Below are 16,191 nucleotides of genomic sequence, written 5' to 3' on the forward strand. Positions count from 1 at the left end.
CCGATGGCCATGACCCCAGGGTGGTCACCTGCGCGTTCGGCGCGGGCAACCGGAAAAGCCTAGCATCACCGGCCGGCGAGCAGCTGCCTGATCCGGTCGAGGCGTGCTGTGATCTCCCGCTCGTGACCGTGGGCGGTGGGGCGGTAGTAGCGCACGTCGACGAGGTCGTCCGGGGCGTACTGCTGGGCGGCGATGCCGTGCGGCTCGTCGTGCGAGTACACGTACCCGACGCCGTGGCCGTGGTCCTTGGCACCGGCGTAGTGCGCGTCGCGCAGGTGCGCCGGGACGGGGCCGATCCGGCCGGCCCGGACGTCGGCGATCGCCGCGTCGACCGCCTTGTAGGCGGCGTTGGACTTCGGCGCCGTGGCCACGTGGACCACGGCCTCGGCCAGGATGATCCGTGCCTCCGGCATGCCGATGAGCTGGACGGCCTGCGCGGCGGCGACGGCCGTCTGCAGGGCGGAGGGGTCGGCCATCCCGACGTCCTCGGCCGCAGCGATGACGATCCGGCGGGCGATGAACCGCGGGTCCTCCCCCGCCACGACCATGCGGCCGAGGTAGTGCAGGGCGGCGTCGACGTCGGAGCCCCGCATGGACTTGATGAAGGCGGAGATGACGTCGTAGTGCTGGTCGCCGGCGCGGTCGTAGCGCACCGCGGCGACGTCGATGGCCCGCTCCACGGAGCCGAGGGTGATGGTGCCCTCCCCGGCGGCCTCGGCGGAGCCGGCCGCGGCCTCCAGGATCGTCAGCGCCTTGCGGGCGTCGGCGCCGGCGAGGCGGATCAGGTGGTCGGCGGCGTCGTCGTCCAGGGTGAGGGCGCCGCCGAGCCCGCGGTCGTCGGTGAGCGCCCGGTCAACCAGGGCGCGCACGTGCTCCTCGGCGAGCGGGCGCAGCGTGAGCAGCAGCGAGCGGGAGAGCAGCGGCGAGATGACGGAGAAGCTCGGGTTCTCCGTGGTGGCGGCGACGAGGGTGACCCACCGGTTCTCCACGGACGGCAGGAGCGCGTCCTGCTGGGTCTTGGAGAAGCGGTGGACCTCGTCGATGAAGAGGACCGTCTCCTCCCCGGAGGTGACGAGGCGCCGGCGGGCGTCCTCGACGACGGCGCGGACGTCCTTCACGCCCGCCGTGACGGCGGAGAGCTCGGTGAAGCGACGGCCCGACCCGTGCGCGACCAGGTAGGCCAGGGTGGTCTTGCCCGTCCCGGGCGGCCCCCACAGCACCACGGACGACGGCGCGATCCGCCGTCGTCCCTCGGGGGCGGGCTCGACCAGGCGGCGCAGCGGCGACCCCGGCTCGAGCAAATGGGCCTGACCGAGGACCTCGTCGAGGGTGGCCGGACGCATGCGCACCGCCAGGGGTGCGCCCCGCCCGACGGCGGGCACACCGGCGTCGTCCGCGCCGGCAGCCTCGAAGAGATCCACCGCCCCAGGCTATCCGGGCGTCGGAGCGGTTCCGCCGACGGCGGACGCGACCGCGCGGGGCACGCCGGCCGCGGGAGGCTGGACCATGTGCGCGGGCGGGCGCGCGGGGGTGGGAAACTGGCCCGCGTGTTCGCCCTGATCGGCCGGCTCGTCGCCCGGCACCCGCGCACCGTGATCGCCGTCTGGGCCGTGGTCGCCCTCTTCGCCGGCCTCGCGGCCACGACCGGACTCGCCGGCCAGGGCCTGTTCGACCGCCTCCAGACCGGCGCACCGGTCGTCCCCGGCTCGGAGAGCCAGGCCGCGCAGGAGATCCTCGACGAGGAGGGCAGGGGCGGCGACCAGATCTCGCTCGTCGTCCAGGGCGCCGACGTGGACGACGAGCAGGTCGCCTCGGGGGTCGCCGCGGCGCTCGGACCCGCCCGCGCGGACCTCGCCGAGATCGACGGCGTCGCCTCCGTCGTCGACCCGTTCGCCCTGCCGGAGGGGCTCGCGAACCCCGCCGCCGCCGGTCTTGTCCCGACCGACCGGGACGGGTTCCTCATGGCCGTCGTGCTGGAGGAGGGCCTGGACGACGGCGCCGCGGACACCGCGCACGAGGCCGTGGTGGAGCGGCTCGGCGAGGTGCCCGGGGAGCTGGCGGACGTCGCCCCCGGCGCGGAGGGGACCGTCAGCTCGATCACGCTGTTCGCCGACGCCATCGTCGGTCAGGTCGAGGAGGACCTGGTCAGCGGCGAGGTGTTCGCGCTCCCGCTGGCGCTGCTGATCATGGTCGTCGTGTTCGGCGGTTTCCTCGCCGCCGGCCTGCCGATCGTCGGCGCGCTCGTGTCCATCGTGGGCGGGCTGGGCATCCTGCTGGCACTGACGTACACGGTCGACGTCGACTCCTTCGTGGTCAACGTCATCACGGTGATGTCCATGGCGCTGTCCATCGACTACGGCCTGCTCGTCGTCTCGCGCTACCGGGAGGAGCTGCACCGGGTCGACGCCGCGGGAGGGGCCGACGTGCCCCCGCGCCCGGCTCTCCGGCGCCGACGCGGTCACCGTGACCCGGCCCTCCTCGAGGCCGTGCGCACGACGGTGGCGACGGCCGGCCGGACGGTCGTGTTCTCGGCGCTGACCGTCGCCTTCGCCATCGCCGGCCTCCTGCTCATGCGCCCGGAGGTGCTCCGCGCCATCGCGGGCGGCCGGCATCGCCTCGGTGCTCCTCGCCGTCGCCTGCGCCGTCACGCTGGTGCCGGCGACCCTCGTGCTCCTCGGCGACCGCATGCGCAGGCCGTCGGTGCTCTCCCGCGTCCCCGGCCTGCGCGTGCTGGTCCGCGGCCTCGGCGACGTCGCCCCCGCCGAGGGCGTCTTCTCCCGCCTGGCCCGCCGCGTCCACGCCCACCCCTGGCTCGTCCTCCTGGGTTCGCTGGCGGTGCTCGTGCTGCTCGCCTCGCCCGTCACCGGGCTGGCGATGCGCAGCTCGACCACCGACCTGCTCCCCCGCGACTCCGACCAGCGGGACTACATCTCCGTCCTGGCCGAGAACTATCCCGGCTCCCGCACGCCCGAGCTGACGGTGGTCGCCGACGCGGGCCCGGCCGAGGTGGGCGGGCTCGCCGAGGAGATCTCCGCCGTCGACGGCGTGGAGATGGTCGGCGAACCGGGCGCGTCCGGGGAGCACACCGTCCTGCCCGTGTTCCTCGACGTGACGGACGCCGCCGGCGAGGAGGCGACCGACGCCGTCGAGCAGGTCCGGGCCATCGACCCCGGCTACGAGACCTGGGTGACCGGCCAGGCCGCCGTGCAGCTCGACTTCAACGACTCCCTCGTCGCCGGGCTCCCCCTGGCGGGCGCCGTCGTCGTCCTGGCGATCTTCGTGCTGCTGTTCCTCATGACGGGGTCGGTGCTCGTCCCGCTCAAGGCGCTGGTGGTGAACCTGCTCTCGCTGGCGGCGTCTCTCGGCGTGACGGTGTGGATCTTCCAGCAGGGGCACCTCACCGGCCTGCTCGACTTCACGCCGGTGGCCGGCCTCGAGGCCTACGTGGTGGCCATCGCGGTCGCGTTCGGCTTCGGGCTCGCCATGGACTACGAGGTCTTCCTGCTCGCCAGGATCAAGGAGTACTGGGACGCCGGGCACGACAACGACGCCGCGGTCGAGCGCGGCCTGCAGCGCTCCGGGCGGATCATCACCTCCGCGGCGCTGATCATGGTGGCCGTCTTCGCCGGCTTCGTCACCGGCGAGCTCATCGTCATCAAGCAGGCCGGCGTCGCCCTGGCCGTGATCGTGCTGGTGGACGCCACGCTCGTGCGCATGCTGCTCGTCCCCGCCACGATGACCCTGCTCGGCAGGTGGAACTGGTGGGCCCCGGCCCCGATGCGGCGTCTGTACGAGAGGTTCGGGATCGTCCACTGACGTGGCGGGTGACCGACGGTCGCCGCAGGCTGCCGGTCCCGTCCCGCCTGTCTCGTCCCGCCCCACTTGCCTCGTTCCGCCCGGCCGGACCGCATCCTGAGATTTCGCCGCCCCCGTCTTGGCGGCGCCCCGGACACCCCCGGATCGTGAGCGCCGGGACGCCCGGCGGGAGAGCGACGGGGCGCGAGAGCGTGTCCCCCATCGCGAGATCGCCCCGTCCGTGCGACGCCGAACCGGAGGAAGCCGCATGACCCCGAGCGCCACCGACCTCACCGGTATCCGGGCGGGGACGAGAGCCAGGTCGCGCGCATGAGCACCTACGACCTCGTGGTGGTGGGCGGGGGGCCGCGCGCGGTCGCCGTCGTCGAGCGGCTCACGGCCCGCCACGGGGGTCCCGGGCCGGTGAGCGTCGCCGTCGTCGACGCCGTCGAGGTCGCGCCGGGGCGACCTGGCGCACCGACCAGACGCCGCACTTCCTCAACAACACGTACGCCGCCCACACCACGATCTACCCCCGACGGCTCCACGCCGATGGACGGCCCGGTCACGCCGGGTCCGGACCTCGTGGCCTGGGCGACGTCGTCCGACGCGCCGCCGGAGCGGCCCGCGTGGGCGGCCGGGGGAGATCGCCGGGCTGCGGCCCTGGTCCTACCCCACGCGCCGCCTGCAGGGCGTCTACTACCGCGAGCAGCTCGCCGCGGTGGCGGCACGGGACGGCGTCGTCGTGGACGAGGTCGTCGGGTCGGTCGTCGACCTCACGGCCGACGGTGGGACCCGCGTCGTGCACCTCGCCGACGGCACCTCGCTGGCGGCCCGTGCGGTGGTGCTCGCCCAGGGCATGGTCCAGTCCCGGCGGACCGCCGCCACCGAGGCGTTCGTGGCGGCAGCCGCCCGGCACGGGCTCACCTACGTCGAGCCCGGCATGCCGGCCGAGCGCGACTGGTCCGTCCTGCCCGCCGGCGAGGACGTGATCGTGGCCGGCCTGGGCGCGAACTTCTTCGACGTCGTCGCCCAGGTGACCGCCGGGCGCGGCGGACGTTTCGTCCCCGGCGGATCGCCGTTCGAGCTGACCTACGTGCCTTCCGGGCGTGAGCCGCGCCTGCTCGTCGGCTCCCGGCGGGGCCTGCCGTACCGCAGCAAGTCCTACTACGGGGGGCTGCCGCCGCGGTACGTCCCGCTGCTCGCGACCCCGGAGTGGTTCGACGCCGTGGCCCGGGTGCCGGACCAGGACTTCGCCAGGGACGTCTGGCCGCAGGTGGCCCGCGAGCTCGTCCTCGCGCACCTGCGCACCGTGCTCGACATCAGTCCCGGCGTGGTCCGGGCCGGCGGCCTCGAGGAGGTCGTCGCCCGCCTCGCGGCCGTGCCGCCCGAGGGCCTCGGGCCGAGCGTGCGCGAGCTGGTCGCAGACCCCGCCTGGTGGATCGACGTCACGCGCCTCGACCGGCCCGAGATCGTCCGGCCCGACGGAGCGGCGTGGGACGCCTGGGTGGAACGGTGGCGGACCGCCGAGCTGGTGTCGGTGGCCCAGCCGCTGCGCAGCCCGCGGGCGGCCGTGAACCGGGCGTTCGGCGCCGTCCGCGGCCACGTGGGAAGGCTCGTCGGCGCGGGCGCGATCGCCGCCCGTTCCGTCGTCGCCGACGTCCACGGCTGGTTCGACCCGCTCGGGCTCGCTCTCGCGTCAGGTCCGCCGCCGGGGCGCACGGCGCAGCTGCTCGCGCTGGTGGCCGCCGGCGTGGTGGCCCGCGCGAGGCGACGACGACGAACGCCTCCCCCAGCTGCACCGGGGCGGTGAGGAGCACCCGGTGAGGCCTGCCGGTGCGCCGCCCGGTGGTGGTGAGCTCCAGCACCGGCATGCGTGCCACGCGCCAGCCGCCGTGGCCGCGCGCGAGGGCGATCCACGCGCGGTGCGCGGCGTTCAGCGCCTTCAGGGTGAGGTCGCGAGGCACCAGCCGTCCGTCCGCTCGTTCTCGGTATGCCTGTGCACCATATGCGCGACGGCACGGCCCGACCACGCAGCAGCACGCCGAGGCGTTGCGGCCGAAACGCGACCCTTACGTCCGGGACACGGCCGGGAAACGGGCCTCTGGGACTTTTCACAGGCAGTTCCCAACCGACCTGGAGGGTCACATGAGACTTCGCCGTGCCGCGGCTGCCACCGCAGCCTCGCTCATGGCCACGGGCGTCTTCGCCTCGGCCGCACTCGCCGCACCGCCCGAGCACGCGCCGTCGGACCGCGCCGCCGGCGCCAACGGCTTCACGATCGAGGAGACGACGGTCGAGCAGATTCGCGAGGCCTTCGCCGACGGATCCCTCACCTGCAAGACGCTCGTCGACGGCTACCTGCAGCGCATCGAGGCCTACGAGGACGACCTCAACGCGTTCATCACCGTCAACGAGGACGCGATGGCCGAGGCCCGCGCCCTGGACGCCGAGTACCGCCGCTCCGGCGGCGACGTCGGCGACCTCCACTGCATCCCCGTCGTCCTCAAGGACAACATCGAGACCGCCGACATGCCGACGACCGGCGGCTCCCTCGCCCTCGCCGGCGACAACCCCGACCAGGACGCGACGATCACCGCCCGGCTGCGGGATGCCGGGGGCGATCGTCCTCGGCAAGGGCAACCTCGACGAGTGGGCCCACGGCGGGAAGGCCGGGTACAGCTCGGCCAACGGCCAGACCCTCAACCCCTACGACCCCGCCCTCTCCCCCGGCGGCTCCAGCGGCGGCCCCGCCGTCGCCGTCGCCGCGAACCTCGGCGTGATCGGCGTCGGGTCCGACACCCTTGGCTCGATCCGCGGCCCGGCGAACCAGAACTCCCTCGCCGCCGTCAAGCCGACCATGGGCCTGGTCAGCGGTGCGGGCATCATCCCCTTCTCGCTGACCTTCGACGTCGCCGGGCCGATGACCCGGACCGTGACGGACAGCGCCGAGCTGCTCAACGTCATCGCCGGCGTCGACGCGGAGGATCCGCGCACGCTCGCCGCCGAGGGCCAGGTCCCGGCGGACTACACCGACTTCCTCGACGCCGGCGCGCTGGAAGGCGTCCGTGTCGGGGTGCTGCGCACGTACGTGCCGGGCACCGAGAGCGCGGTCGTCGACCAGGCCGTCGCGGACATGGAGGCCCTCGGCGCCGAGGTCGTCGACGGCATCCAGGCGCCCACGTCCATGCAGCGGCTGCAGGGGCAGTACTACACGTTCATCTCCGAGACCGAGTTCAAGACCCAGCTCGGCGAGTACCTGCAGACCCGCCGCCCGGACGCTCCCGTCCAGTCCCACGCCGACGTCCTGGCCGCCAGCGAGCAGGAGGGCTTCCCGATCGCCGGCGCCGTCCTGAACCGCCTGCGCAGCGAGTCCGCCCGGGGCAGCATGACCGCTCCCGCCTACCTGGAGGCGGTCGCGAGCGGCCCGGCCGCCATGCAGGCCGAGATCGACCAGCTGCTCGAGCAGCACGACGTCGACGTCCTCATCCACTCCTCCGGCAGCGGCTCGGCGATGGCGAGCCTCTCGGGCTACCCGTCCGTCATGGTCCCGATGGGCACCGCGGCCGACGGCGTCTCACGCAGCCTGTCCTTCCTCGGCCGGCCGTTCACCGAGGGTCCGCTCCTCGGCTACGCGTACGCCTACGAGCAGGCCACGGAGCACCGGGTCACCCCGGCGTACGCCCCGGCCCTCGAGTACCGGCCGCCGCTGGGCGCGCCGCGCGGTCTGAGCTGACGCGGTCCGGGCACGACGCCCGGAACCTCCGGTGCCCCGCCGCGGTTTCTGCGGCGGGGCATCGCGTGGCATCTCCCACGGGCCCGACCCGTTGCGGCAACTGAGGTCCACGATCCCCTGTAATGCCGAGGTCAGCAGGCCACGCGGGCGGAGCCGCGAGATCGTTCGTCGAAACGTTTCCCGGAAACGCTTGCGCCGGACGCGCTCTGTCCTCTAGTGTCCCGTTCAGCTTCACAGTCGAAGCGTTTAGACAGTCCCGCGCCGCAGCGAGGACGGAAGGAGGATCGATGGCGACCATCAAGGACGTGGCACGCGCCGCGGGCGTCTCGATCAGCACCGTCTCCTACGCTCTCAGCGGCAAGCGCGCCATCGCCGAGTCCACGCGCCGCCGGATCGAGGACGCCGTGCGCGACCTCGACTACCGGCCCAACGCCGGGGCACGCATGCTCGCCGGGCGGCGCACCTACATCCTCGCCGTGACCGAGCCGCTCCGGCCCGACACCTACACCCCCGCCCACATGGCGTTCGTCCTCGCCGTCGCCACCGCGGCCCGGCGGTACGACTACGACGTGCTCCTCCTGACCCAGGAGGAGGCCGACGCCGGCCTCCGGCGCGTCACCTCGAGCCGGCTCGTCGACGGCATCATCGTCCTGGACGTCCTCCGCGACGACGAGCGGGCCGATCTCGTCCGCTCCCTCGACCTGCCCGCCGTGCTCATCGGCGTGCCGGACAACAGCGACGGCCTGGTGTGCGTCGACCTCGACTTCGCCGCGGCCGCCCGCCTCGCCGTCGACACCCTCGCCGACGCCGGTCACCGCACAGTCGGCCTGCTCGGCCACCCGGCCTCGGTGTACGAGCGCGGCTCGAACTTCCCGCCGCGCTTCCGCGACGCCTTCCTCGAGCACGCGGAGCGGCGGGGGCTCGAGGCCCGCTTCGCGACCGGCGAGCACGACCCGGCCAAGGTCGGCTCCGCCGTCGACTCCCTGCTCGGTCCCGAGGGCGACATGACCGCGCTGATGATGCACGGGGAGGAGCAGACCCAGCGCGAGGCCGTCGCGTACCTGGCGGACCGCGGCCTCACGGTGCCCGGTGACGTCTCCGTCATCTCGGCCGGATCCACCTTCGACACCACCACCTTCGACCCGCCGCTCGACGTCGTCCCCCTCATTCCCGAGGCGAGCTCCGAACGCGCCGTCGAGCTCGCCGTCGCGCAGCTGTCCGCCCCGGTCGAGCCCCGTGTCGAGCTCCTGCCGCCCACCTACGTCTCGCACGGCTCCGTCTCCCACCGCTAGCCCCAGCCCGCACCGCCGAGGGAGGACCTCTCCACCCATCATCGAAGCGTTTCGACCATTTCGCACTACCGGCATCCGAACATCTCTCAGCACACCCCCCAACCCCCCGCGGACCGCCGCGGGCCTACGAGGAGGTAGGAACATGAACCGCAGGACGACGACGATCGGTGCGGCCGCCCTGGCCGCGAGCGCCCTGGTGCTCGCCGGGTGCGGCTCCTCCGACGACGCCGGCTCCGAGGGCGGGGGCGACGACGTCCTCCGCCTGTGGCACTTCGAGTCCGAGACGTCCGCCATGGGCATCGCCTGGGACGAGGCGATCAAGGTCTTCGAGGAGGAGACCGGCGCGACCGTGGAGTTCGAGGCGAAGAGCTTCGAGCAGATCCGCTCCACCGCCAGCCAGGTGCTCAACTCCGACGAGGCGCCGGACATCCTCGAGTACAACAAGGGCAACGCCACCGCCGGCCTCCTCGCGAGCCAGGGGCTCCTCAGTCCGCTGGACGACGTCGTCGAGGAGTACGGCTGGGACGACCAGCTGGCACCTGCCCTGCAGACCACGGCCCGCTACGACGAGAACGGCGTCATGGGTTCGGGCAGCTGGTACGGCGTCCCCAACTACGGCGAGTTCGTCGAGGTCTACTACAACGTCGACATGTTCGAGGAGGCCGGCCTCGAGGTCCCGACCACGCTCGAGGAGTTCGAGCAGGTCCTCGCCGCCTTCGCCGACCAGGGCGTGACCCCGCTCGCCGAGGCCGCCGCCGAGTACCCGCTCGGCCAGCTCTGGTACCAGCTGGCGCTGACGAAGGCCGACCGCGACTTCGTCGACGCCTACCAGCTGTACACGGACGACGTCGACTGGACCGGTGAGGAGATCACCTTCGCCACCGAGACGGTCAAGGACTGGACCGACAAGGGCTACATCTCCACCAACGCCACCGGCCTCAAGGCGGAGGACGCCGGCACCGCGTTCATCGGCGGCGAGTACCCGATCTTCTTCTCCGGCTCGTGGTGGCACAACCGCTTCACCACGGAGATCACCGACTTCGAGTTCGGGACCTTCCTCTTCCCCGGCGCCGAGATGTCCCCCCGGCTCTGCGGGCAACATGTGGGTGATCCCCGAGCGCGCGCAGAACGCCGAGCTCGCCCAGGAGTTCATCGACATCACGATGCGCCCGGAGATCCAGGCCCTCATCGGCAACAACGGCGGCGTCCCCGTCGCCGCCGACCCGGCCGACATCACCGACGAGAAGTCCGCACAGCTCATCGAGAACTTCAACACCCTCAACGAGCGCGACGGCATCGCCTTCTACCCCGACTGGCCGACCCCGACCTTCTACGACGAGCTCAACGCCGGCCTGCAGGAGCTCCTCAACGGCACGAAGTCCCCGGCCGAGGTCCAGGAGCAGCTCGGCCAGCAGTACGAGGCGGGCATCGCCGACATCACCGGCTGACGCCCTCACCGTGCCGCGGGCGGACACCCCGCCCGCGGCACCCCCTCCCCCCACCCGACCGCCACGCGAGGAGACCTCATGGCGAGCGCCACGGTGCCGGCCCTGCCGGAGCGCCGGCCCGACCGCAACGGCCTGATCCCGGGCCTGAGCAGGAACACCTACTGGATCTACCTGGTCCCCGGCCTAATCCTGCTGACCCTCATCATCATCGTTCCGCTGGTCTGGAACGTGTACCTGACCTTCACCTCCTACCGCGGGATCAAGCCGCCGGAGTGGATCGGCCTCGAGAACTGGTCGAAGCTCTTCTCCGACGAGGTGTTCTGGACGTCGTTCCAGAACTCCGTCGCGATGGTCCTGGCCATGGTGGTCGTCCCCACGCTGCTCGGCCTTGTGCTGGCCGCCATGCTGTTCGACCTGGTCGGCCGCAAGTTCGGCGGGAAGGTGGCAAGCTTCCTGCGCGCCACCTACTACCTGCCGCAGATCCTGCCCTCGGTGATCGCCGCGATCGTCATCGGCTGGATCCTGCGTCCGGAGAACGGCGCGCTGAACCAGGTGCTGGACGCCGTCGGCCTCGACTCCCTGCAGCACAACTGGCTGGGCAGCCCGGACACCGCGCTGGTCTCCATCATGGTCGTGCTCGTCTGGGTGCAGATCGGCTACCCGGTGGTCATCTTCATGGCCGCCCTCCAGCGCGTGGACCCGGAGCTGTACGAGGCGGCCGAGCTCGACGGCGCCAACTGGTTCCAGCGCTTCCGCGCCATCACCGTGGGCATCATCCGCCCCGAGATCTTCGTCGTCGTCCTCACCTGCACCATCGCGGCCCTGAAGGTGTTCGGCCCGGTCTACGCCCTCACCGGCGGCGGCCCCGGCACCTCGACGATCGTGCCCGCCTACTACGCGTACTCGGAGTTCTTCCAGTCCCAGCGGGTCGGCTACGGCGCCACCATCGCGACGGCCCTGACCGCCGTCATCGCCGTCGTCGCGATCGTCTTCATCATCGTTCAGACGCGGTACGAACGCCGGGAGGAGCAGCGCTGATGGCCACCACCGACACCCTCGACGCTCCGACCACCACGCAGCGGCGGTCGGGAGCCGCGCAAGGCGCGCGGCAACCGCACGCGCCGCTCGGCCGGCGACTGGGTCATCCTCGGTCTCGCCGTGCTCTTCGGCCTGGTCGTCGCCGTGCCGTTCCTGATGATCGTGGTCAACTCGTTCAAGTCCCCGGCGGACTACAACGCCTCCGGACCGTTGAGCCTGCCCACGAGCGTCTACACCGACGGGATCGTCGCGTTCTGGGAGCGCGTGAACTTCCCCGAGAAGCTGTGGAACAGCTTCTTCATCTCCGGGACGGTCGCCGTGCTCGCCGTCGGCCTCTCGGTCCTCAACGCCTTCGCCCTCGGCATCGGCCGGGTCAAGGGCCGCACGTGGATCGTCGTGCTCATCCTGCTGGCGAACATGCTGCCCCAGGAGGTGCTGCTCTACCCCCTGTACTTCATGTTCAAGGAGGTCGGCCTCTACGACAACGTGTGGTCGGTCATCATCATCTTCACTGTCGTCCAGAGCGCCTTCGGCACCTACCTGCTCTCGTCGGTCTTCAGCACCTTCCCCAAGGAGATGCTCGAGGCCGCCTCGCTCGACGGCGCGAGCCGCCGGCAGATCCTGTGGCGGGTGGTCTTCCCGATCTCGCGGCCCACCCTGGCCGTGCTGCTCATCTTCTTCTTCATCTGGACCTGGAACGAGTTCCTCATCCCGCTGACGTTCCTCGTCTCCAACGCCACCCAGACGGTGCCGGTGGCGATCACGGTCCTCCAGGGCGACCGCCTCATGGACGTGACGACCACGAGCGCGTCCGCCCTGCTCGGGCTCATCCCCACCCTGATCTTCTTCCTCATCTTCCAACGCACCCTCACCCGGGGCATCACCGCAGGAGCCGTGAAGTAAATGAAGTTCACCGACGGGTTCTGGCACACGCGGCCGGGCGTCGACGCCCAGTACGCCGCCGAGGCCTACGACATCTCGGCGCACGCCGACGCCGACGGCGGACGCCTCGTGGTCCTGGCCCCCACCCGCGTCATCACCGGCCGGGGCGACACGCTCAACCGCGCCCTGCTCACGGTCACGCTGTCCAGCCCCCTCGAGGGAGTCGTGAAGGTCCGCATCGAGCACCACCGCGGCACCCGCCCCAGCCCCGGGTTTGACCTCCTCGGCGCCGAGCCGGGACACGGCCTCGCCGAGGCCGGCCCTGCGGGCGGGACCCTGCAGGCGGGCCCGCTCCGCGCCCGCATCTCCCCGGGAGCGCCGTGGGACCTGACCTTCGAGGCCGACGGCAAGGTCCTGACCCGCTCCGGGCACAAGTCGGTCGGGTACGTCACCCTCGCCCCCGACGCGCCCGTCGCGGCCGAGCCCACGGGCATCGCGGGCGTGACGACGACGGGGCTCGCGCCGTCGCCGACGTACGTGCACAGCCAGCTCTCCCTCGGCGTCGGCGAGCTCGTCTACGGCCTCGGCGAGCGCTTCGGCCCGCTGGTGAAGAACGGCCAGAGCGTCGACGTCTGGAACACCGACGGCGGCACCTCGAGCGAGCAGGCCTACAAGAACGTGCCGTTCTACCTGACCAACCGCGGCTACGGCGTGCTCGTCAACCACCCCGAGCACGTCTCGTTCGAGGTGGGCAGCGAGGCCGTCGAGCAGGTCCAGTTCTCCGTGCCGGGCGAGGCCCTGGAGTACCTCGTGATCTACGGCCCCACGCCGGCGCAGGTGCTCGAGCGGTACACGGCGCTGACCGGGCGCCCCGCCCAGGTGCCGGCGTGGTCCTACGGCCTGTGGCTCTCGACGTCGTTCACCACCGACTACGACGAGGCCACGGTCAACCGCTTCATCGACGGCATGGCCGAGCGCGAGCTGCCGCTGAGCGTCTTCCACTTCGACACGTTCTGGATGCGGGACTTCTCCTGGACCGACTTCGAGTGGGACCCGCGCGTCTTCCCCGACCCGGAGGCCATGCTCGCGCGGCTGCGTGAGCGCGGGCTCAGGGTGAGCGTCTGGCTCAACCCCTACATCGCCCAGCGCGCCGCCCCCTTCGACGAGGCCGCGGCGGCCGGCTACCTCGTGCGCCGGGCCGACGGCAGCGTCTGGCAGTGGGACATGTGGCAGGCGGGCATGGGCCTGGTCGACTTCACCAACCCCGCCGCCCGCGCCTGGTACCAGGACAAGCTCCGCGCGCTCCTCGCCCAGGGCGTGGACGCGATCAAGACGGACTTCGGCGAGCGGATCCCCACCGACGTCGTCTGGCACGACGGCTCCGACCCCGGCGTCATGCACAACTGGTACACCCAGCTCTACAACGAAGCCGTCTTCGAGGTGCTCGAAGAGGTCCGCGGGAAGGGCGACGCCGTCGTCTTCGCCCGGTCGGCCACCGTGGGCGGGCACCGGCTGCCGGTGCACTGGGGCGGGGACAACTCCTCCAGCTTCGCGTCCATGGCGGAGTCCCTCCGCGGCGGGCTGTCGCTGACGCTGAGCGGGTTCTCCTTCTGGAGCCACGACATCGGCGGCTTCGAGGGCAAGCCCGACCCGGCCGTCTTCAAGCGCTGGGTCGCGTTCGGCCTGATGTCGAGCCACTCCCGGCTGCACGGGTCGCAGAACTACCGCGTGCCGTGGGCGTTCGACGACGACTCCGCCCGGGAGGCCGACGGCCAGGACGCCGTCTCGGTCACCCGCCGGTTCACCGCCCTCAAGCTGGAGCTGATGCCCTACCTGTACCAGGCGGGCGTCGAGGCTCACGAGCGGGGGGTCCCGGTCATGCGGGCGATGCCGCTGGAGTTCGCCGGCGACCCGGCCGTGGAGTACCTCGACCGGCAGTACCTGCTCGGTCGCGACCTCCTGGTCGCGCCGGTGTTCTCCGCGGAGGGCGACGTCACCTACTACCTGCCCGCCGGGACGTGGACGAACCTGCTCACCGGGGAGACCGCCGGCGGTGGGTGGCGCACCGAGCGGCACGACTTCTCCTCCCTGCCGCTCTGGGTGCGCGAGAACGCCGTGCTCGTCACCCGCCCGGGCGCGGACCGGCCCGACTACGACTACGCGGAGAACCCGCTCGTCACCGTCTACCCCCGGCACCGCCGACCGCACCGTCGCCGTCACCCACCCGGAGACCGGCCAGGTCACGACGTTCACCGTCGTCCGGTCCGACGCCGGGGCCCGGGTCACCTCCTCCCCGGCAGTCCCGTTCCGGGCACGCCTCGCCGGCGGCGGGACCGTGGAGGCCGCCGACGGTGCCGCGGAGGTGTCGGCATGAGCGCCGCGGAGGTCCCGGGCGCGGACGACTACCGCGGCACGGGCCTGAGGTTCCCCGACGACTTCGTGCTCGGCTCGGCCACCGCCTCCTACCAGATCGAGGGCGCGGCCCGGGAGGACGGGCGCGGACCGAGCATCTGGGACACCTTCAGCCACACCCCGGGCAAGGTGTGGAACGGCGACACGGGGGATGTGGCGGACGACCACTACCACCGCCTCGACGAGGACCTCGACCTCATGGCCGACCTCGGCCTGCACGCCTACCGGTTCTCGATCGCCTGGCCGCGCGTCCAGCCCACCGGCACGGGCCCGGCCAACCGGGCGGGCCTGGACTTCTACTCCCGGCTCGTCGACGGCCTGCTCGAACGCGGCATCCGGCCGATCGCCACGCTCTACCACTGGGACCTCCCGCAGGCGCTCGAGGACGCGGGCGGCTGGACGAGCCGGGCGACCTCCGAGGCGTTCGCGGACTACGCCGGGATCGTCGGTGCCGCGCTCGGTGACCGCGTGGCCACGTGGACCACGCTGAACGAGCCGTGGTGCTCCGCCTACCTCGGCTACGGGTCGGGCGCGCACGCCCCCGGCCGCACCGAGCCCGCTGCCGCGCTGGCGGCCGTGCACCACCTGAACCTCGCCCACGGGCTGGGCGTGCAGGCGCTGCGCAGTGTGGTCACGGGCGAGGCGGACTACTCGATCACCCTGAACCTGCACGTGTTCCGGGGCTCCGGCGACGGCGCCGAGGAGGCGGTGCGCCAGGTGGACGGCCTGGCCAACCGGGTCTTCCTGCAGCCGCTGCTCGAGGGCGGCTACCCCGCGGACGTGCTGGCCGACACCGCCTCGGTCACCGACTGGTCCTTCGTCCGCGACGGGGACGCCGCAGCCATCCGTCAGCCGCTCGACGTCCTCGGCGTCAACTACTACTCCACCACCGGGGTGCGGCTGTGGGACGGGGTGTCGCCGCGGGAGATGAACGACGGCCACAAGGACGTCGGCGGGTCGCCGTGGCCGGGCGCGGACCAGGTCGAGTTCCTCCGCATGCCGGGCCCGTACACGGCGATGGGGTGGAACATCGAGCCGGCCGGGCTCGAGGAGCTGCTGGTCTCGCTCTCGCGGCGCTACCCCTCGCTGCCGCTCATGGTCACCGAGAACGGCGCGGCGTTCGACGACGAGATCGTCACCGACCCGACCCGGCCCGGTGGCCTCGCCGTGCACGACGACGACCGGATCGACTACCTCTTGCGCCACCTCACCGCGTGCCACCGGGCGATCGAGCGGGGGGGTGGACCTGCGTGGCTACCTGGTGTGGTCTCTGCTCGACAACTTCGAGTGGGGCTACGGGTACTCCAAGCGCTTCGGCATCGTCCGGGTCGACTACGACACTCTCGAGCGGCTCCCCAAGGACAGCGCGCGCTGGTTCGCCGAGCTGGCCCGGACCCGCACGGTCCCCGGCGTGCCCGCCCGCGCCGTGTAGGTCGACATCCCGACACCTCGCCGCCGACGCGAGGAACCAGACCGCCCCACCAACCGGAGGTGACACCCGACCACCACGCAACCGTGCACCGGCACGGGTACCTGAGAGGTAGCACAGCCCCGTCCCGCCGCGAGGGTCGCGGCGAGCTCGCGCATG

At 72.3% G+C, this 16,191-nt stretch carries 8 protein-coding genes and 7 pseudogenes; 13 read left to right on the forward strand and 2 right to left on the reverse strand.

The window, feature by feature from the left end; all coding sequences use genetic code 11:
• Positions 1 to 65 precede the first annotated feature (65 nt).
• Positions 66 to 1,421 carry a replication-associated recombination protein A gene (locus DA06_RS01890; RefSeq protein WP_043496878.1) on the reverse strand — a complete coding sequence of 452 codons (1,356 nt, stop codon included), beginning with the start codon at positions 1,419 to 1,421 and terminating at the stop codon, positions 66 to 68.
• Here DA06_RS01890 and DA06_RS01895 point away from each other — a divergent pair.
• The 4 genes and pseudogenes from DA06_RS01895 to DA06_RS01910 form a co-directional block, all read left to right on the forward strand.
• A pseudogene (locus DA06_RS01895) lies at positions 1,302 to 2,339 on the forward strand (MMPL family transporter); the annotation flags it as partial. The gene DA06_RS01890 and the pseudogene DA06_RS01895 sit on opposite strands and share 120 nt — an antisense overlap.
• Positions 2,340 to 2,619: 280 nt before the next feature.
• Positions 2,620 to 3,816, forward strand: a complete 1,197-nt coding sequence (locus DA06_RS01900) for an MMPL family transporter (RefSeq protein ID WP_418606773.1) — start codon at positions 2,620 to 2,622, stop codon at positions 3,814 to 3,816.
• Between the two features lie 309 nt (positions 3,817 to 4,125).
• A pseudogene (locus tag DA06_RS01905) lies at positions 4,126 to 4,395 on the forward strand (FAD/NAD(P)-binding protein); the annotation flags it as partial.
• A gap of 46 nt (positions 4,396 to 4,441) precedes the next feature.
• Positions 4,442 to 5,608 (forward strand): FAD/NAD(P)-binding protein, encoded by a 1,167-nt coding sequence (locus tag DA06_RS01910; RefSeq protein WP_418608321.1) that lies wholly within the window; start codon positions 4,442 to 4,444, stop codon positions 5,606 to 5,608.
• Here DA06_RS01910 and DA06_RS01915 read toward each other — a convergent pair.
• Positions 5,601 to 5,669, reverse strand: a pseudogene (locus DA06_RS01915) (hypothetical protein); the annotation flags it as partial. The gene DA06_RS01910 and the pseudogene DA06_RS01915 overlap by 8 nt on opposite strands.
• A gap of 316 nt (positions 5,670 to 5,985) precedes the next feature.
• On the opposite strand from DA06_RS01915, the pseudogene DA06_RS01920 reads away from it, so the two are divergent.
• From DA06_RS01920 to DA06_RS01960, 9 genes and pseudogenes are all read left to right on the forward strand, one after another.
• Positions 5,986 to 6,351: pseudogene (locus DA06_RS01920) on the forward strand (amidase family protein); the annotation flags it as partial.
• Positions 6,352 to 6,406: 55 nt separating this feature from the next.
• Positions 6,407 to 7,531 (forward strand): amidase family protein, encoded by a 1,125-nt coding sequence (locus DA06_RS01925; RefSeq protein WP_052436255.1) that lies wholly within the window; start codon positions 6,407 to 6,409, stop codon positions 7,529 to 7,531.
• Between the two features lie 287 nt (positions 7,532 to 7,818).
• Positions 7,819 to 8,823 (forward strand): LacI family DNA-binding transcriptional regulator, encoded by a 1,005-nt coding sequence (locus DA06_RS01930; RefSeq protein WP_043496880.1) that lies wholly within the window; start codon positions 7,819 to 7,821, stop codon positions 8,821 to 8,823.
• Between the two features lie 292 nt (positions 8,824 to 9,115).
• Positions 9,116 to 9,817: pseudogene (locus DA06_RS01935) on the forward strand (ABC transporter substrate-binding protein); the annotation flags it as partial.
• Positions 9,818 to 9,929: 112 nt separating this feature from the next.
• Entirely contained in the window at positions 9,930 to 10,271 is a 342-nt protein-coding gene (locus tag DA06_RS01940; protein ID WP_418606774.1) for a hypothetical protein, read from the forward strand.
• A gap of 78 nt (positions 10,272 to 10,349) precedes the next feature.
• A complete protein-coding gene (locus DA06_RS01945) occupies positions 10,350 to 11,309 on the forward strand; it encodes a carbohydrate ABC transporter permease (protein ID WP_418606775.1) in 960 nt (319 codons plus the stop codon).
• A 120-nt stretch (positions 11,310 to 11,429) separates the two neighbouring features.
• On the forward strand, positions 11,430 to 12,212 hold the full coding sequence (locus tag DA06_RS01950; RefSeq protein ID WP_418606776.1) for a carbohydrate ABC transporter permease: 783 nt from the start codon (positions 11,430 to 11,432) through the stop codon (positions 12,210 to 12,212).
• Positions 12,213 to 14,327: pseudogene (yicI, locus tag DA06_RS01955) on the forward strand (alpha-xylosidase); the annotation flags it as partial. It abuts the gene before it with no gap.
• 234 nt (positions 14,328 to 14,561) lie between these two features.
• Positions 14,562 to 16,035 (forward strand): annotated as a pseudogene (locus DA06_RS01960) (GH1 family beta-glucosidase).
• Positions 16,036 to 16,191 lie beyond the last annotated feature (156 nt).

The organism is Georgenia sp. SUBG003, from assembly GCF_000715355.2.
Taxonomy (GTDB): Bacteria; Actinomycetota; Actinomycetes; order Actinomycetales; family Actinomycetaceae; genus Georgenia.